The 21,786-nt window shown below is 60.0% G+C and carries 15 protein-coding genes and 1 tRNA gene; 10 read left to right on the forward strand and 6 right to left on the reverse strand.

All coding sequences use genetic code 11. The features are described from left to right. Window positions 1-9: 9 nt before the first annotated feature. Genes ACYZGB_RS09295 through ACYZGB_RS09305 form a run of 3 tightly spaced genes read left to right on the forward strand, consistent with a single transcriptional unit; the run spans window position 10 to window position 3,274 of the window. Window positions 10-1,077: a cyclic GMP-AMP synthase DncV-like nucleotidyltransferase gene (locus ACYZGB_RS09295; protein WP_462387961.1), complete on the forward strand. Its 1,068-nt coding sequence runs from the start codon at window positions 10-12 to the stop codon at window positions 1,075-1,077. Further along, the gene (locus ACYZGB_RS09300; RefSeq protein WP_462387962.1) at window positions 1,077-2,771 is read left to right on the forward strand and encodes a ThiF family adenylyltransferase; all 1,695 of its coding nucleotides are present in this window, start codon (window positions 1,077-1,079) and stop codon (window positions 2,769-2,771) included. The genes ACYZGB_RS09295 and ACYZGB_RS09300 overlap by 1 nt, the downstream gene beginning before the upstream one ends. Beyond that, window positions 2,768-3,274, forward strand: coding sequence for an MPN domain-containing protein (locus ACYZGB_RS09305; protein ID WP_462387963.1), 507 nt, complete (start codon window positions 2,768-2,770; stop codon window positions 3,272-3,274). The genes ACYZGB_RS09300 and ACYZGB_RS09305 overlap by 4 nt, the downstream gene beginning before the upstream one ends. 275 nt (window positions 3,275-3,549) lie before the next feature. Here ACYZGB_RS09305 and ACYZGB_RS09310 read toward each other — a convergent pair whose 3' ends face one another. The 3 genes from ACYZGB_RS09310 to ACYZGB_RS09320 all read right to left on the reverse strand — a co-directional run bounded on the left by ACYZGB_RS09310 (window position 3,550) and on the right by ACYZGB_RS09320 (window position 6,365). Further along, the gene (locus ACYZGB_RS09310; RefSeq protein ID WP_462387964.1) at window positions 3,550-4,353 is read right to left on the reverse strand and encodes a DNA/RNA non-specific endonuclease; all 804 of its coding nucleotides are present in this window, start codon (window positions 4,351-4,353) and stop codon (window positions 3,550-3,552) included. Window positions 4,354-4,599: 246 nt separating this feature from the next. Then, the gene (locus ACYZGB_RS09315; RefSeq protein WP_462387965.1) at window positions 4,600-5,898 is read right to left on the reverse strand and encodes a Y-family DNA polymerase; all 1,299 of its coding nucleotides are present in this window, start codon (window positions 5,896-5,898) and stop codon (window positions 4,600-4,602) included. Between the two features lie 20 nt (window positions 5,899-5,918). Continuing rightward, window positions 5,919-6,365 carry a LexA family protein gene (locus tag ACYZGB_RS09320; protein ID WP_462387966.1) on the reverse strand — a complete coding sequence of 149 codons (447 nt, stop codon included), beginning with the start codon at window positions 6,363-6,365 and terminating at the stop codon, window positions 5,919-5,921. A 36-nt stretch (window positions 6,366-6,401) separates the two neighbouring features. On the opposite strand from ACYZGB_RS09320, the gene ACYZGB_RS09325 reads away from it, so the two are divergent. From ACYZGB_RS09325 to ACYZGB_RS09355, 7 genes are all read left to right on the forward strand, one after another. Continuing rightward, window positions 6,402-7,091, forward strand: coding sequence for an SOS response-associated peptidase (locus ACYZGB_RS09325; protein WP_462387967.1), 690 nt, complete (start codon window positions 6,402-6,404; stop codon window positions 7,089-7,091). A gap of 53 nt (window positions 7,092-7,144) precedes the next feature. Further along, window positions 7,145-7,345: a type II toxin-antitoxin system VapB family antitoxin gene (locus ACYZGB_RS09330; protein ID WP_462387968.1), complete on the forward strand. Its 201-nt coding sequence runs from the start codon at window positions 7,145-7,147 to the stop codon at window positions 7,343-7,345. An 836-nt stretch (window positions 7,346-8,181) separates the two neighbouring features. Then, window positions 8,182-9,927, forward strand: coding sequence for a type I restriction-modification system subunit M (locus ACYZGB_RS09335; RefSeq protein ID WP_462387969.1), 1,746 nt, complete (start codon window positions 8,182-8,184; stop codon window positions 9,925-9,927). After that, complete coding sequence (locus tag ACYZGB_RS09340) at window positions 9,924-11,249, forward strand: restriction endonuclease subunit S (protein ID WP_462387970.1); 1,326 nt, start codon at window positions 9,924-9,926, stop codon at window positions 11,247-11,249. The genes ACYZGB_RS09335 and ACYZGB_RS09340 overlap by 4 nt, the downstream gene beginning before the upstream one ends. After that, a complete protein-coding gene (locus ACYZGB_RS09345; RefSeq protein WP_462387971.1) occupies window positions 11,246-12,112 on the forward strand; it encodes a GIY-YIG nuclease family protein in 867 nt (288 codons plus the stop codon). The genes ACYZGB_RS09340 and ACYZGB_RS09345 overlap by 4 nt, the downstream gene beginning before the upstream one ends. 187 nt (window positions 12,113-12,299) lie before the next feature. Beyond that, window positions 12,300-13,814, forward strand: a complete 1,515-nt coding sequence (locus tag ACYZGB_RS09350; protein ID WP_462387972.1) for a Fic family protein — start codon at window positions 12,300-12,302, stop codon at window positions 13,812-13,814. 17 nt (window positions 13,815-13,831) lie between these two features. Then, window positions 13,832-16,969, forward strand: coding sequence for a type I restriction endonuclease subunit R (locus tag ACYZGB_RS09355; protein WP_462387973.1), 3,138 nt, complete (start codon window positions 13,832-13,834; stop codon window positions 16,967-16,969). 371 nt (window positions 16,970-17,340) lie between these two features. On the opposite strand, the gene ACYZGB_RS09360 is transcribed toward ACYZGB_RS09355, so the two are convergent. From ACYZGB_RS09360 to ACYZGB_RS09370, 3 genes are all read right to left on the reverse strand, one after another. Then, window positions 17,341-19,347, reverse strand: a complete 2,007-nt coding sequence (locus tag ACYZGB_RS09360) for a hypothetical protein (RefSeq protein WP_462387974.1) — start codon at window positions 19,345-19,347, stop codon at window positions 17,341-17,343. A 406-nt stretch (window positions 19,348-19,753) separates the two neighbouring features. Continuing rightward, entirely contained in the window at window positions 19,754-20,713 is a 960-nt protein-coding gene (locus ACYZGB_RS09365; RefSeq protein ID WP_462387975.1) for a hypothetical protein, read from the reverse strand. A gap of 989 nt (window positions 20,714-21,702) precedes the next feature. Further along, window positions 21,703-21,778, reverse strand: a tRNA-Thr gene (locus ACYZGB_RS09370). Window positions 21,779-21,786: the final 8 nt, after the last annotated feature.

The raw sequence follows: 21,786 nt of genomic DNA on the forward strand, positions 1-21,786 counted from the left end.
GGAGGAGCCATGGCTGATATCAACTGCAACGCCGAGATGACCGCGTACCACAGTGACCAGGTCACGCTATCGCTGAAGCAGCAGCAGGATATGCGCACGCGACGCGACGCCGGTCGCACGCGGCTTCAGAACGGCCTCGACACCGCTGGCAAACCCCAGCCGCGAGAGGTCCGATCCCAGGGTTCCTACCAGATGCGCACCATGGTGCAGGACCCGGAGAACGACTACGACATCGACGACGGAGCCTACTTTCAGAATAACGACCTGAAGGACGGTGATGGCGTGCATTTGACGCCGCTGGCCGCCCGTCAACGGGTTTGCGATGCCCTTAAGTGGGACGGCCGCTTCAAGCAGGAGGCCGAGGTCAAAAATAACTGTGTCCGCCAAGCCTACGCTGCGGGCTATCACATCGATGTACCCGTATACCGCATCATTCTCGTGAAGGACTGGCAGGGCAATGAAACCGAGCGTTACGAACTCGCTAGCGGCGATGAATGGATCACTTCGGACGCGCGGGCCGTGACCCGCTGGTTCAACGAAAAGGTAAAGGAGCTCAACCAGAACGACGGCGAACTGAACGAGGGCCAGTCCGACGGCAGTCAGCTGCGACGTATCACCAAGCTGACCAAGAAGTTTTCGCGGCGAGCTGACTGGAAGGCCAAGGCCACCAGCGGCATCACTATCACCAAGCTGGTCGTCGACCATTTCATGGTCAGTGCCAACCGCGACGACACTTCGCTGCGCGAGACTTGGAGAAAGATCCATGCGGCAACAACTTGGTCCACACAGGTCGCTCACCCCGTCGTCGACAAGAACCTAGCGGAGAACGGCGACGAGCAAGTGACGCACTTCCGTACCTGCCTGAAGGCGGCACTCGACTCGCTCGCGGTGCTCGACAAGGACGACTGCACCCGCGCGCAGGCTCGCCAGGCGTGGGATGACGTCTTTGACACGACGTTCTTTTCCGACCAGCCCGATCCAGATGCAGCCGAGAAGGCCGCCGGCGGCGGCTCTGTCATGACCGTGACGAAGGTCGAGCCTGCGCGGCGTGATGATGGCGGAGGTCGCTTCGGCTGATGACGTCGCACGAGGTGATCTCGGCCATCGAGGCCGAACTCCAGAGCCTACGTCCCGGACGCTGGCGGCGTATGAGCGCCGAGGAATTGCGCGAGGAGTCTCCACGTGTTTTTCAATGCGGTTGGCGGGTGGAGATTTCTGAGAATGAGATCCGACCGGTTGGTGTTGATCACTTCCTTTTGGTCGTCGACGCGGCGTTTCCGAATTCGCAACTACGGATTCTTGCGCCCGGCATGGGTAGTGACTTCCGGTGGCCTCATGTCGAGCCCAAGGGTTTGCTGTGCCTGCGCCCCACAACAGTGGCGGCACCTGCCGCCGATCGCGTCCGCCACCATTTTGGCGATGCGCTTGAGCTCTTGAACTACTCCGATGAGAAATGCGTGATGGAGTTCGCGCGAGAGTTCGGAGCGTATTGGGCTCAGCAGGCAACTCGGCCGCAAGAAAACTTGCGCGTGGTCAGCTTGGCCAAGCCAGGTGGGGAATCCCGCCAAGTGTCATTTCATCTAGACAGCCGGTTGTCTAGGCTAGTAGTCGCGGACACCAAGGCGGAGGTCAAGGCATGGCTTGACGGCGCGGGAGCGCCGATCGGCGACCATGACGTCGTGCCGGGTCTTCTCGTGCGGCTCAAAAAGCCTTGGGCGCCCGCCGAGTTTCCGAAGACTGTCGGTGACACCGTGAATGGCCTGCCCGAGGACGCAGTGCGCGCCACGCTGCTACCCAGCCGGAAGTCGTTATTCCTATTCGAGACTACAACGGCCACCGGGCCCGTATTCGCGGCGGTGCTGGCCAGCGGCGCCAAGAGCGACAAGATCAAGAACGGATTCCGCAGTTGGAACAAGGTGCCCATTGAGCACATCAAGCGAGCCATGGCGCAGCAGCGCGTTGAGCGCATAGTGGTCAACCGCGCAGATGCATCATGGATCCATGGCCGAGGCCATTCCTCCGACCAGGCGCCACTGCAGGCTCGCAAGGTGGCGTTCATCGGCTGTGGCTCCATCGGCTCGGAGGTCGCAGAGTTGCTGGCCAAGGCCGGCGTCGGCGAGCTGAGCTTCGTTGACAGCGACGATCTGATGTCCGCAAATGTGAGCCGTCACATGCTAGGAATCGCCTACCTCGGTTGGAACAAAGCCAGGGGCGTAGCGACCGAGTTGCGGCGGAGGTTGCCGCACCTGCAGATCGGATCCACCTTCGCATCGAAGTTCGAGCATCTCAAACCCGCAGACCTCGCCAAGCTCGCCGACATGGACATGATCGTGACGGCCGGTCTCGACATCGAGGGCGAGGCGGCCGTGAACGCCTGGCGACAAACACTCGATCGGCCGCCTGCGTATCTCAGTACATGGGTGGAGGCGTACGCGCTTGTTGGCCATGCCGTGCTGCTATTCGGGAAGGACGATCTGATGACCCGGTTCGATGGCGAACATCCTGCTTTTCGCCTGACTGACTGGCCTGCGGGCTCAGGCGCCCTCATCGTCGAGGCGGGCTGCGGCAATGTTTTTCAGCCTCACGGCGCGGTAGACCTTCAGACTCCGATAGCCATGGCGGCCAAGCTTGCGCTAGACGCCCTGCTTGGAAGGGTTCCCGCTTCCTGTCGCCGCGTCTGGTTAGGTGACCGGGAGACAGTGGCTATCCTCGGTGGAGTCGTCCGCAAAAGCTTCACCGAAGTCAATGCCGTGAGGCAGTATTCGTGGTGAACCTCTTCCGCCAAATGCGTGTTGCGGTGTTGCCAGTTGTGGGGCGTATCGCTGATGTCGATCAGCGTGTTTGCCTGGGTGTGGATGTCCTGTCGCATGTACGAGCGCATCGACAGCTATCATCCAGTGCAACCGAGGCAGGTGGCCAACTATTCGGAACGATCACGCCAGAACTCATCGAAGTGACCAAGGCCACAGGCCCATATTCCGGCGACGAGCGCTCGCGCTATCGGTATCGGTCTAATCCTGTCGCGGCACAGCTTGCCATTCAAGAGCAGTCGCGGACGAGCCTGCTGTACCTTGGCGAGTGGCACACCCACGCCGAGGACTACCCTGGCGCGTCGGGCTTGGACGATGAAGCGATGCAGCTGCTGTTGGCGCGGTCCCAGCTGAACAGCAATGCACTGCTGATGCTCATCGTTGGCCGCGCGGACACTATCTCTGGACTCGCGCTGTTCACAGTGGCGCCAGAGCGCGTATACCGATGGAATATAGGGTTGTAAGCTCTGTCATTGTCGGGAGTCGATGTGCGGGACCCTTAGCGCTTTTCACCTCGATACAACTGGATCAGTATGAGGTCGCGAGCCGTCGACGGCAGTCGGTCACCAACGTAGACGCGAATGACTGCTCCCAGCTTCGAGCAAACTTCGAGACCCAATCACCATGGGGTTTGCTTGCCGATTTGATATTCAAAACACTGCTTGCTGCACTTCTTGGCGTTCCCTCCCTTCGCCAAATATGCCGGGTCTGCTGGATAGATCGGGTGACGAAATGCCCTTCAGGGCTGTGATGCAACTCCATTGAGAAATTCCACGCCCGTTCTCTTAACCAGCTCCTGATAGCTGATTGGCCGACCCACCGTCTCCCCCTCGCGATTCTCCTGCCAATGCGCCCATGCTTTATTGGTCGTGGAGTCGTACACGAGCTTGTACAGATACGTCGGCACCTTCACCCCATTGGCGCCGATGCGTGGCCCCGCATCCGTGAACACCGGCCCGGTGATCACAAACACATCCCCCTTTGCCCGCTTCACATAGTGCCGCGTGTCTTGTTCGATCTTGTTCCAGGCGCCGCCGTTGTGCTGGGCATTCTGCGGAACCATGTTCGCGAGACTGAAGCTCTGCGCCATAGCCATCGGCGTTGGCATGTCCCCCGCTGGTGCCATATGCCCACGGCTATACCCGGAGTTTTTGTAGTCCTCCAGCTCTGCCCGCTCGCCAATCGGGAGTCGCGCATCTGCAAAGAACCGTTTGGCCCGCTTCTCATCGGCATCCTCAATGAGCTTGCGGTTCAACCGCTGGGCCACAAACACCGGTGTCTTTGTGGTACCGGAGTGCAGCACCGCAAACGCTTCATAGCAAAGCTCCCGCAGTTGCGGCCGGCGCGCGATGACTGGCGGTGTTCCGTTCGCAAAGAACTGTGGGCACTGCGCAAAGGAGGTGGGCTCGGGCGTGAGCAGCGCTGCGCTATCGAACTGCGGAGTACGTGCCCAGGAAAGATTCGGGAGAGCAACGCCAGCGAGAGACAGGGCCAGCACTGCTGCCAGGCGCACGCGGCCTGACCAAGAGAAGAAACGATTCACAGAAGAGGCATTCGAGTCGAATTTGACGGAGCCCGATTGGAGCACCGTTCACCTCTCACTTTGGGTTCGAATGCTCAGATTTCGCAGGGTTTTATAGCGGCTTGCTGCTATCCCTGCTATCCCTGCTATCCCAGCTAGACGAGCTAGACGAGCTAGGCGAGCTAGGCGAGCTAGGCGAGCTAGGCGAGCTAGGCAAGCTAGGCAAGCTAGGCAAGCTATATTGCCATTGCTGTCTCGCTCCCGATGTCAGGCTCTTGCCACCGGCACATCCTCCCACCGCGTCGTGTACTGCGGCGTGCGCCTCTCCTGCTTCATCCCCCAGTCCTTACCCCGGCTGGTGCCCCCCGTGGCGCCTGAATGCACAGTGCCCTTGCCATACCGCTGGTTGAGCGCATCCAGCGCCACCATCAGCTGCGTGCGGTCCCGGTGGTCTTCATCCTCCAGATCCAGCTCGCCCTGCAGCACGTTGCCCGGCACCAGGTCCAGCAGCATCACCCCGGCCTTGGCCATCTTGTAGCCGGGCTCGTACATGCGGCGCATGCCAGCAGCAGCCGCCCACACCAGCTTGCCCGTGTCTGCCGTAGGCCGGTGCAGAGGCACCACCACGGACTTGTTGAAGCGAGGGCCGGGCCGGAACGGCGAGGTGTGGCAGAACACCAGCAGCTGGCTGGCCAGGCTGCCTTGCTTGCGCAGCTTCTCGGCCGCACGGCTGGCGAATTCGCTCACGGCTTCCACCAGCGGGGGCAGCTCGGTCACTGCCTGGCCGAATGACCGGGTGCATGCAATCTCTCTCTTGGGCTCGGGAGCGTCATCCAGCTCGATGCACTGCATGCCTTGCAGCTCGCGCACCGTGCGCTCTAGAACCACACTCCAGCGCCTGCGCACCATGGCTGGGTCCAGCCGGGCCAGGTCCAGGACCGTATGCACCCCACACTGATGCAGCTGCGCGCCGATCTTGCGGCCCACGCCCCAGACCTCTTCCACCAGCGTGCTGGCCAACACATCGTCCAGGTCCTGAGCGGGCAGGGCGGTCAGGTTGCACACCTGGGCCAGCTCGGAGGGGTAGCTCCCCGGTTTGCGCTCGGCCGTCTTGGCAATGTGGTTGGCCAGCTTCGCCAGTGTCTTGGTGTGGCCAATCCCGATGCCACAGGGGATGCCCACCCACTGATGGATACGTGCGCGGATGGCGTGGCTGCGTGTGATCAGGTCGCCCCGTAGCCCCTGCAGGCCGACAAACGACTCATCGATGCTGTAGATTTCCTGCGAGGGCCCGAGGCCCGCTGCCAGGCTCATCATCCGGTTGCTCATGTCGCCGTACAGGGTGAAGTTGGCACTCAGCGCCACCAGGCCGTGGGTCTCTTCCATGTGGCGGATCTGGAACCACGGGGCCCCCATCTTGATGCCCAGGGCCTTGGCCTCATTGCTGCGGGCGATGGCGCAGCCGTCGTTGTTGCTCAGCACCACCACCGGGCGGCCGTTCAGGCTGGGGCGGAATACCCGCTCGCAGCTCACGTAAAAATTGTTGCCATCCACCAGCGCATACATGCTGGCCTCCGTCCATCAGATCAGGTGAGAAACAGCTTCACGCACCCACTCACCACACCCCACACCTCAATGGTCTGGCTGTCGCGGGGGATGATGTCGGGATAGGTGGGGTTGGCCGCGCGCAGTTTGATGCGGCCGGCGCGCTGGTGCAGATACTTCACTGTGCATTCGCCGTCCACAATGGCCACGACGATGCTGTTGTGCTTGGGCTTGATCGCCCGGTCCACCGCGATGATGCTGCCGTCCTCAATGCCAGCGTCTCGCATCGAGTCGCCACGCACGCGCCAGAAGTAAGTGGCCTGGGGATGCTTGACCAGCAGCTTCATGATGTCCAGCTGCTCCACCGCAAAGTCATCGGCAGGCGATGGAAACCCCGCGCGCACGCTCACCCCGCAAAGGGGCAAAGCCAGCGACTGCGCCGCCGTGTCGTACGGCACGGGTAGCGGGGAACTCCAAATACTGTACATATTTACAGTATAGCTCCCTGCTGCCAGAATGTTGCCATGTGTACCTACTACGAGGTCCCGGGCCGTGAGCAGCTGGTGCTGCACTTCGGTGACGTGCCCGAGGAAGAGTGGCGCGACAAGATGAGCCCGCTGTACCGGGGACCGTTCTTGCGGGCCAAGGGTGAAACTGGGCGCGAGCTGGTGGTGGGCCAGTGGGGCATGATCCCGCCGCACTCCAAGACGCATATCCCCACAGGCAAGGATGGCAAGCGCCTGAGCACCGTCAACGCCCGGCGCGAGGGTATGGCCAGGTCATGGACCTACGGCGGCCCCTGGCGCAAGGGGCAGCGCTGCATCATCCCCGCCCAGTTGTACGTCGAACCCTACTGGGGGACCAAGAAGCACATCCCCTGGCAGTTCGAGCGGGCCGACGGCGAGCCTTGGGGCCTGGCGGGCCTGTGGAGTGAATGGACCGATCCTGTTACGGGCGAGGTGCTGCCCAGCTACACCATGATTACGCAGAACTGCGACGATGTGCCGGTGCTGAACCTGATGCACAGGCCCGACCCCAAGCGCGCACCCGATATGCAGGACAAGCGCACGGTGGTGCCGCTGGAAAAGGGGGATTGGGACACCTGGCTTCACGGCACCATCGAGCGGGCCGAAGCGCTGATCAGCTTGCCAAAAATTGAACTGTTCACTCACAGGCCGGTAGATCCGAGCGTGGTGGTTGCCTTACCTGAATGACCAAGACGCTGTAGGCTTCTGAGTAATGCTTATTTCAACGGATCGAGGGACGAATGCAGATCACGGTGACCATCGATGACGCCCTGTATGAAAGGGCCTTGGAGTTAGCCGAGCCTTCCATGGATCGGGGTGAACTGTTCAGCGAGGCCGTCAAAACCTTCGTTCGGGTTCAGGCTGCAAAGAGATTGGCAGCCCTTGGTGGAGCGGCGCCTGAAATGCAGGATGTGGCTCGGGGCCGTGAGAACGTGGACTGATGCGGGTGGGCCGTTCGGTGGCCCTATAAGGATGCTCCTGGAGGAGCCAGGAAAAACGGCATGAAGGGCCTCGCCCGGACGCACTACGCCATAGGGGGGCTAAGGTCGTGGTCGCTCCGGGAAGCTCTCACTCTCGGCGCGTTTCGGCGTTGCCAGGCATAGTCCAACGGTGACGCTGGTACCTCCAGTGTGGGTCCAGGGAGCGTTCCAACTCTGAGTGGCGTAGTTCAACGGTGACATTTCTACCCTCCGAACTCGATCCTGGACGCCCTCCGACAGCGACACGCATAGTTCAACGGTGACATTCATGGCTCTCAGAGGCGTTTTCGCCCCAAAAACCCCGGTCCGGGTGCGCTTCAACAGTGAAAACTGGGGGCATAGTTCAACGGTGACAGGCGTAGTTCAGCGGTGACAGTGGAGCCCTCGACACCCCCAGTCCAGGATGCGGTGCAATGGTGACATTTGTCGCCGGGTAGTGTTTCCTCCCTCAACCACCGTCGCCTCTCCACGTCATTCCCCCTCCAAAGTGACGATGGCACACCCTTGGAGCATCATTGGACCGGGGTGCAGCACAGTCGCCCTGAGTGCCAACCAGGTCCGCGTCTGCCCCGCTTGCCAAGGCATGCTGTTCGGCCAACCACTGTGGCGCATTTTCGTCTTCCATCAATCCCCCAAGAATCGCGGTCTGCAACGTGTGACCGACTGCATTCATTAGAGATCTCAGAAGTTGGACCCTAGGGCGGAATCTGAGAGCGAAACGCGCGCGTGCGGTGGTTATTTGACTCGGTCGCGCTGGCATACTGCCCCCGGTAAAGAATTGTCAGCATCGCTCTCGAATGAACCAACAAACCCTGTCCGCTTTCATCTGGTCTGTCGCCGATCTTCTGCGCGGCGACTACAAACAATCTGACTACGGCAAGGTCATCCTCCCCTTCACGGTGTTACGCCGTCTTGACTGCGTGTTGGAGGCCACCAAGCCCGCCGTGTTGGCGGAACTGGCAGACAAGGAAAAGCTAGGCATCAATCCAGAACCCTTCCTCCTGCGCAAGGCGGGGCAGAGCTTCTTCAACACCTCGCCCCTGGATCTGCAGAAGCTGTTGGGTGACCCGGATCACATCGCCCACAACCTGTTCAGCTACGTGCAGGCGTTCTCACCTGCGGTGCGTGATGTGTTCGAGCGCTTTGAATTCCACACTCAGGTCGAGCGCCTGGCCAAGGCTGGGCTGCTGTACCAAGTGGCAGAAAAGTTCACCCAGATCGACCTGCACCCCGAGGTAGTCAGCAACATGCAAATGGGCCTGGTGTTCGAGGAGCTGATCCGCAAGTTTGCTGAAATCAGCAACGAGACCGCCGGGGAACACTTCACCCCGCGTGAAGTCATCCGGCTCATGGTCAACCTCATCTTCATCGAGGACGACGACATCCTGAGCAAGCCCGGCGTGGTGCGCACGATTTACGACCCCACGGCAGGCACCGGCGGCATGCTCAGCGTGGCGGGCGAATACCTTGCCGAGCACAACCCGCAGGCACGCCTTACCGTGTTTGGCCAGGAGCTCAACCCCGAGTCCTACGCTATCTGCAAGGCCGACATGCTGATCAAGGGCCAAGACGTGGCCAACATCGCATTTGGCAACACGCTCAGCGACGACGGCCATGGGCACAAGAAGTTCGACTACATGCTCTCCAACCCACCGTTTGGCGTGGAATGGAAGAAGGTCGAGAAGGAAGTGCGCAAGGAGCACGAGCAACAGGGCTACAACGGCCGCTTCGGCCCGGGGCTGCCCCGCGTGTCCGATGGCTCCATGCTTTTCCTGTTGCACCTGCTCAGTAAGATGCGCCCCACTTCAGAAGGTGGCAGCCGCTTTGGCATCGTGCTCAATGGCTCGCCACTGTTCACCGGCGGCGCCGGCTCGGGCGAATCCGAAATCCGCCGCTACGTGCTGGAGAACGACCTGTGCGAAGCCATCGTGGGCCTGCCCACCGACATGTTCTACAACACCGGCATCAGCACCTACGTCTGGATCATCAGCAACCGCAAGCCCGAAGCGCGCAAGGGCAAGGTGCAGCTGATCGACGCCAGCGGCATGTGGCAGAAGATGCGCAAAAGCCTGGGCTCCAAGCGCAAGGAACTGAGCGACGCCCACATCGAGCGCATCACCCGCCTGTTTGGCGACTTTGCCGAGGCGCTGAACGACGACGGCACCCCCATCAGCCGCATCTTCGACAACGAAGCCTTTGGCTACCACAGCATCACCGTCGAGCGCCCGCTGCGCGATGAAGCGGGCAACGTTGTGCTGGGCAGCAAGGGCAAGCAAAAAGGCAAGCCCCAGCCCGACAGCGCCCTGCGCGACATCGAGAACGTGCCCTACACCGAAGACGTCGGCGAATACTTCAAGCGCGAGGTACTGCCCCACGCCCCCGATGCCTGGATCGACCCCGAAAAAACCAAGGTGGGCTACGAAATCCCGTTCAACCGGCACTTCTACGTTTTCAAGCCCCCGCGCCCGCTGGCTGAGATTGACGCCGAGCTGAAGCTGACTACCGACCGCATCCTGGACATGATCAAGGGGCTGTCGGCATGAGCTTTCCGCGATACCCGGAGTACAAGGACAGTGGCGATGCTGCTTTAGGACAGATCCCCAGTCACTGGCGCGTTGCCCGAATCGGCGATGTGGCCAAAGTAGTCAATGGGTACCCATTTGACTCGGCACTCTTTAATGATGATGGTGCCTATCCGCTGATCCGAATTCGGGATCTCGGTGTTTCTGAAACTGCTACACGGTACAGCGGTGACTTTGTCGAAACGGCTGCCGTTACTTCGTCCGATGTGCTGATTGGCATGGACGGGGATTTCAATGTCGGGCGATGGTTGGGCACTGGAGCCGCCCTTCTCAACCAGCGGATGTGCTGCATTCGCACCCCGAGCCCTGTGCTGACCAAATTACTTGAATACGCGCTGCCACAACCGCTTCGCGTGATCAACGATTTGACATACGCGACCACAGTCAAACACCTCTCATCCTCCCAAATTGAAAAGATCCGAGTTGCATTGACGCTCGATCGGGACGAACTTCGCGCCATTGTTAAATTCCTCGACCGCGAAACCGCCAAGATCGACGCACTGGTGGCCGAGCAGGAAAAGCTGATCGCGTTGCTGCAGGAAAAGCGCCAGGCCGTTATCTCCCACGCCGTGACCAAGGGGCTGGACCCGAACGTGCCGATGAAGGACTCAGGCGTGGACTGGCTGGGGGAGGTGCCAGAGCATTGGAGTGTTGGCAAATGCGGTTTCTATATGCGAATCCTCTCTGGATTTCCATTCCCGTCAAGCGGATTTACAGACGATGATTCAAATCACCGCTTGCTCCGCGGTGCGAATGTCGGTGTTTCACGACTTAAATGGGATGACACCGTGTACTGGCAACGATTGGAGGGCGACGGGTTTGATGAATACGAGATGTCCGAGGGAGACCTTGTCATCGGAATGGATCGCCCATTGATCGGCGAGGGAATGCGGGTCGCAAAGGTAACGGCAGAAGATTTGCCATCATTGCTTCTTCAGCGCGTTGCGTCGCTGAAAGTAGGCGACAAGCTCAAAGCAGACTACCTGCACTACTTGCTGTCATCTGAGATGTTTGTCGCGCACTTTTCACCCGAAACGACAGGTGTGAGCGTTCCTCACATCAGCCCTGACCAAATCAACAAATTTATCATTCCCATTCCACCGATATCCGAGCAAATCGCCATCGTGAACGAGATGAAGATGCGGCTCGCGCAGTTTGGTGAATTGATCGCTGAATCAGAAATTGCCGTCAGCTTGTTGCAAGAACGCCGCACCGCCCTGATCTCCGCTGCTGTCACCGGCCAGATCGACGTGCGCGGCCTGGCACCATTGGAAACCGCATGAGCACCACGCCCAAGACCATCCAGATCTTCCTTCCAGGTGGCAGCCCCACAGGCATCCGAGTCGCAGAAATCACCACGCGCATCATCCAGGTCATCGACGTACCTCGAAAGCTGTTCTCGGAATTCATGGAGATGCCCGAAAGCAACGAGGTGGCGGTGTACTACCTCGTGGGCGAGTCGGATGACGGCACGGAGCTGAACGTGTATGTGGGCCAGACAGGCGATCTGCGCAAGCGCCTTGCCAAGCACAATGCGGACAAGCCGTTCTGGGAGCGCGCTTTGGTCCTCATCTCTCGCACCAAGTCCCTCACCCAAACACACGGCCTGTTTCTGGAATGGCGCAGCCTGCAGGAGATTCGCAAGGTGAAGCGGTACACGGATCTCAACGGCAATGGAGGATCGCGGCCTCATACCCCGGCGCCCATGGAGGCGGACTGCCTTGAAATCTTTGAAACGGCCCAGACGCTGTTGGCAACGCTGGGCCATCCCATGTTTGACCCTGTTGCACCATCGCCCCAAGATGCGTCCCCACAGGAGTACCTCTATTGCACCGTCAGTGGGGTGGAGGGCCGTGGGCTGTACACGCAAGAGGGGTTCGTGGTCTTGGCAGGATCGGTGGGACGCAAAGAGAACATGCAGTCCATCGCAGGCACGAGCAACGCGAGCTTCAGGGACAAGCTGGTGGCCAATGGCACGCTCAGTGTGAACGGCGATGCTGTGGTTTTCACCAAGAACCATCTGTTTCGATCTCCCAGTATGGCTGCCGTGGCGCTGCTCGGTACGACGGCCAATGGCTGGAACGTGTGGAAAGACAAAGACGGAAAAACCTTGGACGCATTGAAGCGCCAAGCGCTAGATACCTGACAATCTGAAAAAATATCCACTGCTCCGGGGCTTCTGAGAAAAATCCCCTTCGATACAAGATTTTTCTGCAATCAGCGGTCTCGATCATCAGCCTTGATCTTGTCGTCTGATAAAAAAATCGACTTCTTGCATGTTTCTGAGCAAAATCCCCGCACGCTGAAATTTTTCTCTCCAACATCCCACTGACATGAGCACCGCTGTTGGCTACGCCTGGATTCAGGATGCCCTCCAGGCCCCAGACTTTCTTGGTGCCCACAAGGCGCGGCTGGCGGCTGTACAAAGTCTGCAGCGGTTGCCCGAGGGGGCGTTGCTGGTGCCGGCCAAGCTGGCGCCGGGCGCACATTGGCTGGACCATGCCCTGTTCGCCATCAAGCATGAAGGGGTGCGGCTGGACTACCTGATGGCGGCCCTGCGCCAGGTCAGCCCGGAGGAGATGGAGGCAGAGTTTTTGCGCACGCCCAATGGCGCGTACGTGCGCAAGCTGTGCCTGCTCTGGGAGGCCGCACACCAGCGCCCATTACAGGCCGTGGAGCAGCACCCCGTGGCGGCCGCCTATGTGCCCATGTTCGACCCGGCGGCTTATCTCACTGGGGCATCGCGGCGCAATGCGCGGTGGCGGGTGGACTTCAACGGACTGGGCGATCTGGCCTTTTGCCCCGTGGTGCGCAAGACCGATGCGGTGGCGCAGGGCTTGCAGCACGATGTGCTGGCCCATGCCAAAGCGTTTGCGACCTCGATCGGTCCGCAGATGCTGGAGCGGGCCCTGTCCTGGGCGTATCTGAGCGAGACCGAAGGCTCGTTCGCTATCGAGGGAGAAACACCCAGCGAAGACAAGGCCAGCCGCTTTGCCGCATTGCTCAAGCGGGCGCACGACCCACGCCCGCTGACCGAGGGCTACCTGATAGAGCTGCAGAACGCCACCGTCAGCAACCCATTCGACAAGGCGATGCAGTTTCGCGTTGAGCAAAACCGCCTGCAAGGCAACGCGCTGGGAGCGGCAGGGGTGACCTATGTGCCGCCCCGGCCCGAGCTGTGCGTGGAGCTGATGGAAAAGCTCATGACCCTGTCGAACCATCGGCCTGCGGGGCTAGACCCGCTCGCACACGCGGGGCTGGTGTCATTCGCGTTTGTCTTTCTGCACCCGTTCATGGACGGCAACGGGCGTCTGTCGCGCTTTCTGATCCACCACTGCCTGGGGCAGTCGAGGGCGTTGCCAGCAGGCTTCCTGCTGCCCGTGTCGGTGGCCATGAAAAAACATGAAGAGCAATACTGGCAGGCACTGACAGCGTTCAGCCGACCCGCCCGAGAGCTGTGCCAGGTGCTGTGGTCGGGCGATGACCAGTACAGCTACACCTGGCAACCCGGCGAGGACCTGTGGTTTCGCTACATGGACGTTACCGAGGGTGTGGCGTTCACGCTGGCCATGGCCCAGGTGTCGCTGGAGATTCACCTGCGGCAAGAGGTGGAGTTTCTGGGGCTGTTTGACGACGTGGCCCGGTACATCAATAACCGCCACGACCTGCGCGGCCCGGATCTGGCGACGCTGATCGTCACCATCTTTCAGAACGGCGGGAAGCTCTCGAACAATCGACGCAAGCGCTTTGCCGACCGTGTGCAGGCGCATGTGCTGGATTCCATCGAGGCGGCCGTGGCAAGGCGCATGCAGGGCCAGCCGCTGACGGATACAGAGGACGAAGACTGAACACCGAGGGAGCCAGAGTGGCACTGCACAACGAAATCGCGTTCGAGACCGACATCTGCAACCACCTGGCAACGCAGGGCTGGCTCTACGGCGCACCAGGCACCGAGGGCGACGCCAGCGGCTACGACACCCCTCGTGCCCTATACCCCGCAGATCTGCTGGCCTGGGTTCAGTTCACCCAGCCGCAAGCCTGGGAGTCTTTGACCAAGAACCATGGCACGGCAGCTGAGGCCATGCTGCTCGACCGCCTGCGCAAGGCACTGGACGAGCGTGGCACGCTGGAGGTGCTGCGTGTAGGCATCGACTTGCTGGGGCTCAAGAGCCCGCTCAAACTGGCGCAGTTCAAGCCCGCGCTGGCAATGAACCCTGAACTGCAGGTTCGCTATGCCGCCAACCGCCTGCGCGTGGTGCGTCAGTGCCGCACTAACCACGACGACATCATCGACCTGGTGCTGTTCTTGAACGGTGTACCGGTGGCCACGGCGGAGCTCAAGACCGACTTCACGCAGGACATGAACGCGGCGGTGGACCAGTACCGCTTTGACCGCATCCCCAAGCCCAAGGGCCGGCCGTTTGCCGAGCCACTGCTGGACTTTCCGCGTGGTGCGCTGGTCCACTTTGCGGTGAGCAACCGCACGGTGATGATGGCCACCCGCCTGCAGGGCCCCGCCACGCGCTTTCTGCCCTTCAACCAGGGTGACCACGGCGGCGCTGGCAATCCGGCCAATCCGGCAGGCCACCGCACCGCCTACCTATGGGAGCAGGTGTGGCAGCGCGACAGCTGGCTGGAAATCATTGGCCGCTACCTCGTCACCCAGCGTGACACCAAGAAGAAGGTGACGGGCTTCATCTTCCCGCGCTACCACCAGCTCGACGCCACGCGCAAGCTGCAGGCGGCCGTGCTGGCCGAAGGGGCCGGGCACAAGTACCTGATCCAGCACAGCGCGGGCAGCGGCAAGACCAATTCGATTGCCTGGACGGCGCACTTTCTGGCCGACCTGCACGATGCGCAGAACCACAAGCTGTTCGACAGCGTGCTGGTGGTGAGCGACCGCAATGTGCTGGACGCGCAGTTGCAAGAGGCCATTTTCGACTTCGAGCGCACCAAGGGCGTGGTGGCCACTATCAAGGGCGAGGGCGGCAGCAAGAGCGGTGAGCTGGCCGAGGCACTGGGCGGAGGCAAGAAGATCGTGGTTTGCACAATCCAGACCTTTCCCTTCGCCCTCAAGGCCGTGCAAGAGCTGGCCGCCACACAGGGCAAACGCTTTGCAGTGATTGCCGACGAGGCTCACAGTAGCCAGACGGGCGAGGCCGCAAGCAAGCTCAAACAGCTGCTGAGCGCTGAGGAACTGAAGGACCTGCAGGATGGCGGCGAGGTGGGCACGGAGGACCTGCTTGCGGCCCAGATGGCGGCTCGTGCCAACGACAAGGGCATCACCTACGTGGCCTTCACCGCCACGCCCAAGGCCAAGACGTTGGAGCTGTTTGGCCGCCGCCCACAGCCTGATCAGCCCGCCGGGCCGGGCAATCTGCCGGCGCCGTTCCACATCTACAGCATGCGCCAGGCCATTGAGGAGGGCTTCATCCTCGATGTGCTGAAGAACTACACACCCTACAAGCTGGCCTTCAAGCTCGCGAACAACGGCAGGGAATGGGACGAGAAAGAGGTCGAGCGCAGTGAGGCCATGAAGGGCCTGATGCGCTGGGTGCGTCTGCACCCCTACAACATCAGCCAGAAGGTAGCGGTGGTGGTGGAGCACTTTCGTGAGAATGTACAGCCTCTGCTGGATGGTCACGCCAAAGCCATGGTGGTGGTCGGCAGTCGCCAGGAGGCGGTGAGATGGCAGTTGGCCATTCAGCGGTACATCCAAGACAACGGCTACAAGCTGGGCACCTTGGTGGCCTTCTCGGGGGAGGTGAATGACCCGGAGCAGGTAGACGAAGCCGTCACTGAAAATAGCACCCGTCTGAACCCCTTGCTCAAGGGCCAAGACATGCGCGAGGCGTTTGCGACGGACGACTACCAAATCCTGCTGGTGGCCAACAAATTCCAGACCGGGTTTGACCAGCCGCTGCTGTGCGGCATGTACGTGGACAAGCGCCTGGGCGGCATCCAGGCAGTGCAGACCCTGAGCCGCCTCAATCGGGCCTACAGCAGCGCCTATGGCCTCAAGGACACCACCTACATACTGGACTTCGTGAACGAGCCGGATGACATCCTGGCCGCGTTCAAGACCTATTACGAAACCGCCGAGCTGGCGGGGGTGACCGACCCGCATCTGGTGTACGACCTGCGCGCCAAGCTCGACGCCTCGGGCCACTACGACGAGTTCGAGGTCGAGCGCGTAGTGCTGGCCGAGATGTACACCAAGGCCACGCAGGCGATGTTGGTGGCCGCCATTGAGCCAGTGGCAGACCGACTACTCAAGCGATACAAGGCGGCGCAGCTGGCGCTTGCTCAGGCACAACAGACAGCCAAGGAGGGGCCGGCGACACAAGCGGCCAAGGACGAGTTGGCGGCGCTGCAGCTCTTTAAGCGGGATTTGGGCACCTTTGTGCGCGTGTATGCCTTCTTGAGCCAGGTTTTCGACTACGGCAATACGGACATTGAAAAACGGGCAATGTTCTTCAAGCGCTTGCTTCCTCTGCTTGACTTCGGCCGCGAGCGGGAAGGGGTGGATCTGTCGAAGGTCGTATTGACCCACCACCGTCTCAAAGATCAGGGCAAGCGTAGTTTGGCTCTGCATGACGACGATGGTGATCACAAGCTGCAACCACTGACAGATACCGGCGGTGGAGCGGTGCAGGAGAAGCAGAAGGTGCTGCTCTCTGAAATCCTCGCCAAGGTGAACGACTTATTTGATGGCGAGCTCAGCGATGATGACCGGCTGGTCTATGTGAACCATGTCAAAGGCAAGCTGCTGGAGTCCGACATCCTGGTGCAGCAGGCCAGCAACAACAGCAAGGGTCAGTTCGACAACTCCCCCGACTTGGACAGCGCGTTGACCGACGCGATCATTGATGCTTTCGGTGCATACACCAGCATGAGCAAACAGGCGCTGGATAGCGAGCGGGTGCGAGCCGGGCTCAAGGCCATCTTGCTGGGGCCTGCGCAGCTGTATGAGGCGCTCCGTGCCCGCGGTGGTGACGCGTAGTCTGAGGACTTGCTTTTCCGAGCGCATCCTGGGAACCGGGTTCTTTTATCAAGCAACAAGGGGCTCTTTGAGCTCGATGTCTTGTAGGTACGGTTCATGCTCGGCGGGAACTGTGACGGAAAACTCTCAGCTAGAGCAGTTTTCGCGACTTTTGAAGACCCAGTCAGACTCCGCGGAGCGGAGATCCTTGCGCTATTGAATGGGCCAATCTTCTTGGTTTTGCAGTCGGTTTGTTTTAATGCAGTGCTGAACGCATCCTTCCTGAAAGAGCTTGCGTTTCGCACCGCATTGGGATCAGGGCCCACGTCTCTGCACGAGCACGGACCAAGGTGATGGGGGAGGGTGATGGACACCCTCACTCCTCAATGTCGTCAAGTTGTCTTGGAGCTTGGAAGAACCGACGATACCGACACATCCGACTCGACGACTTGCCAGTTCTCTGCGTTCCGAGTCTTGGGTGCTTTGCGCAGCCGGTAGGGGCCCACGATCCTGCCCTCGTTGCGAGCCAGCCAGTGACCGAGCTTCCTGACGTTGATGCTTTCATTGCCCCCTGCTGCTTCAGCCAGCGCGTCCCGGAAGTCATCGGTCTCATCAAGGTGAACCGCGGCGTTGACGACGTCGCGAACCATTTTCGGGGCACCACCGTGCTTCTCATGCCAGCCTGCAAGGACCCTGCCCAACAGCAGCTGTGAGGGGTCTTCCTTCAAACCTTGGAAAACGCTTTCTGCAGGGTCAGGCTGCCCAAGCCAGAGCAGGGGTTGCCGGCACCAGTTGCTCCAGTCCGAGTAGCTCGCGAGAGATGGGCAAGTCGCAATTGGGCGACCCGCCAAAACCCAAGCGCGCACGATTGTCAGTGCCGCGCCGATGAACTTAATGCGGTCCCGGCGAACCTCGTCGAGGAGGTTGGGACGTTTGTAGACGCGCGCAGCGGGTGATTCCATGCCGGGATCCAGATGGATGCAGATACAACGCCGCACCATGTCATCGATCGGACGGACGTTGTTGCCGCTCGAAAGAAACAGGGTCTTGGTGGGCACTACGACGGTCCGGGATTGTCCAAGCTGGCGGCCTTCGAGGTATTCACTGGTCAGCGCACTGCACAGCTTGTCGAACGGCCGCAAATCAGTGGTGAGATTGTCAAACTCGACTACCGCGGGGGCTTTCATCAGCTGCGACAAAAGCAGCTTGTCGCAAGCATCGTTGCTGCGCGGGAAGGCAACCGGCGATCCAGGCGTGGGCGTCGCAAAGGCACTGATCAACTGGCACAGAAACGACTTCCCAGAGCCGGGTTGATGGGCCATGACGTGAAACATGGGCGCATGCGGAAGGCTTGGCCGAACTGCGGCGGTCAGCAGCGCAGAAAGAGCTGCAGAACGATCCACCAAGGTCGCAAAAGCACACTCGGAGAGAAGCTCGTCCAGAGTGGAAAGTGCGCTCATTGCGTCATCACGGTTGGGATGTTCCGGGACGGAAAAGCCACCCGCGTCGAACATGCCCAAAATGCGGGTGTGAGGGTCATATCCGGGGGCGGACCGGACGGTGGAATCGACTCGAAGAAATGGCTGGCTGACGATACCGTTCAGGACCGGGAGCCGACCAAACTTCCACGATTCGGCGAGAAGCCTGCAGATCCGGGGGCATGGGTCGATGGCCATCCATTCGCCTTTGCGTTTGTCGAAACGAGACCATTTACTGAGCCCGGCGAAGGCAACCACCAGATCTTGACCGGAAAGTTCGCGGATGTGATGCCTGCTCACTGCGGGATCAAAGCGGATGCTGACGATGCGATCGCCTCTTGAATAGTAGTCACCGGAATCCGCCAAAACATGCTCCGCAGAAGCGAGCGTCTTTTCCAGCTCACCAGCTTTTACCTCGATGATCGGAAGGTCGCGCGAAGCGCAATCAGCTTCGGAGGACCCTGTGGAGGCCGGATCTTCCTTTTCCACGCCCCTGTCATGCGGAACAGGGTCCTCGCCCTGAGTGAGGGTCGAGCTGGATACCGGCGATACGCAACGCTCAGGTCCCGCATCGTTCAGTCCCATATCGTCCAGCAGATCTTGCAAACGCTTCTCGTCTTCCTCTGGGGTCGTATCGGGAGGGAAGATGGACACACCGGGGGCGAGACCATGGGCCAACAAAACTTCCTGCGCCGCGTACTCTGCAACGCCAGCAGACTCATCCGGTCCATTGCGGGCCTCGTTGTTCTCGGTCTGGAGCGTGTAGTGCGACAGTGCATTCTTCGCGCCGGCCAGATCGTCGATAACCGGTTCTTGGCTTACCTCAACTTCGTCATCTGGCGGGAAGTACGACACGTCTGGCTCGACCTGATGGGTTTCGATATCCGTGAAAGGTGACTGATCAAAGGTGGTTTCGTTCATTCCAATGTGTTCTTTGTATGGAGATGCAGAGGGGCTGCGAATGATGAGAGGACGCCCGAATCAGGCCCTGTTGGAATACTGGTCGTCGTTGGTTGCTGGAGCGCATCCGAGGATGCTGCGGAGCGTTGCGACGGGCCAGGCAAGCCTTCCGTTGACCCGCTTGGGGCGGATAGGTCCATCCTCGTAGCAAGCCCACGCGCGGAGGGTTTGTGGTCGGCGGTTGAGGTGATACGCAGCTGTAGCGGTATCCACCACGGTTCGGGTTTCCATTTCGAGAGGTGTGGCTGTGTTGTGAGTCAGCATGTCGAACGAATTTCTAAAGGTATTTAGGAGCAGTAGGGGAGGGCAGACGAGGCGGTGATGTTGTCGCCCTCTTGGTGCAAAAGAAGAGGTTGTTTAGTAAGTATCAGTAAGTCATAGCTGACTTAACCAATGCGGCGGGAAGCCGCATGGATACTGGTCTTCCCGTGTTTTGGAAGATCAGAAAACGCACGAATTTTTCGTCACTGAAAGTGCGTTCGAGGCGCCCCAACGCTTGGCCGATCCTGTTGTTCAGCTCTGTGTCGCGTTTGAAAACCAGGTCGGGTTTCTGACGCTCGCCGCCAGGCAAAAATGCACCCACTCCGATGCGCTCCCAGTGCGGCAGATCGAACTCCCCTTGCTTTGAGTGCAAGAGCTCGAGGAGGCGGCTCCTGCGAGATTTCCGCACCTTCCTACGCCTCGATCCGGACACGTGGGTGAAGTACGGCATGAGCGCCTTCCGGAATTTGAAGCCCAGGAGATCCTCGATGGTGGAGAGGCCGTGGTGGTCCAAGCCCACCATGCCCATGCGGACCTCGACGCGAATACAGTGCTGAGCGACGGATAACGACTTGCCTTGGTCGAACTGCTTGTAGTAGGACTTGACCTGAACGCCATCGTTGCGGTGACCCATGAGCAGTTGCGCGTCAGGGCCTGGCACCCGGCGGTTGTATGGGATGGTTTTTTTGAGGGACGGCTCGTAGGCACCGCGGAAGCCGCTGTTCGTGCCATCGATGAAGACAGGCTTGAGGCCCTTGACGACGAACTCGGTTGTAAAGGCTGTGAGGGCAACGTGCTGCTGTTCGGCTGTCAATTGCTTGGCCGTGCGAATGTCTACCCTGACTTCTAGCTCGTCAATGAAAGCCCCGGGGAAGATTTTGGCGAGCTGGACAACATCTGCTGCCGTCGCGTCATGGACTGTCAGCTTGCCAGGTGCGCTTTGTGGCCAGATCGCTTTGCCGTCAAGCGGCGGCAGAGTTTGCTTCTGCAGGCACCTGAATTTCACGAAGTCGATGCCCGCAGAGAACCTGTAGGCGCTCAGGGCTGGAGAGGTCTTGAATGTCATTGCGTCCTTTCGTTGCTGCCGGCTGCTGGCCGGTGAAAGGACTGTCGAGGACGATCTTAGGACGGAGATTCAAAGTAAGACCTTACTTATATTTCCCACGATACGTTGAGGAACTGATCATGGCTACTCGGCTTTCCGTGGCTTTTTCGGACTCAAGCCATAACGCTTGGCCAAGTGCTCTGAGATCTGATCGTCTTTGAGCAAAAAGTCTGGCAAGCCTCGCTTGCAAGCTAGCTCCCAAAGGTAGGGCTCGTAGTTTATGAAGCGCCTTTTCCCTGTCCTCGCCATTAAGTTGTAGACCGAAGTTCTTGTAGTTGGTCGTTGAATCCGCTCCTCCAGGGCGAGCTGCGCGACCTCGACGAAACTCATTTCCACGTGTCGGAGGTGATCCGGTCCCCTGTACACGCCTAGACGCCATCCGGCATGGCGATGGATGTACCTTTGGCAGACTTCCTCCATGAACGCGTCCTCCTCGTCAGCAGGAATCAACTGGTTTCTGGAGCCGCGTCTAGGTTTCTCCGCGTCAGTGTGCTGCGTGTTCTGGATGAAGTTTTGCCGTTCTTTCGCAACCCATGTCGCTGACCGGCCGACCAAGGATGCGGTTTCACTAAGGCTTAGACCATGCAGGACGGGCAACATGACTGCAAGCGCCCTGCGGAGCTCGGTGGCAGACTCCGTCGTCCTGGATGTGTGCAAGGCCCGCTCAATATCTTCGGGCGAACCGCTGGGCTTTCTGCTCATGCCGAGATCGAAGGGGGTGAGTTATGTTGACAGGGGACACGCGTTTGGCGGGTGCAGATTCGTCAAGGGGACCGGTGCCAGGCAGATCACTATTCTTGAGTAGTCTTTTCGGGTTTTTCCCGGGCTGCCCTAAGCAAATCACTCTCGATTGTTTGAAAACCCGCAGACATAGTCTGTAAACAGTCTGTAAGAGACCAAAAACGAAAAACCCCGCTATCTTAACGATAGCGGGGTTTCTTTTACTGACTTGGTGCCGGAGAGATGAATCGAACACCCGACCTTCTCATTACGAATGAGCTGCTCTACCGACTGAGCTACACCGGCGTAAGCCT

Source organism: Acidovorax sp. Q11, from assembly GCF_054950075.1.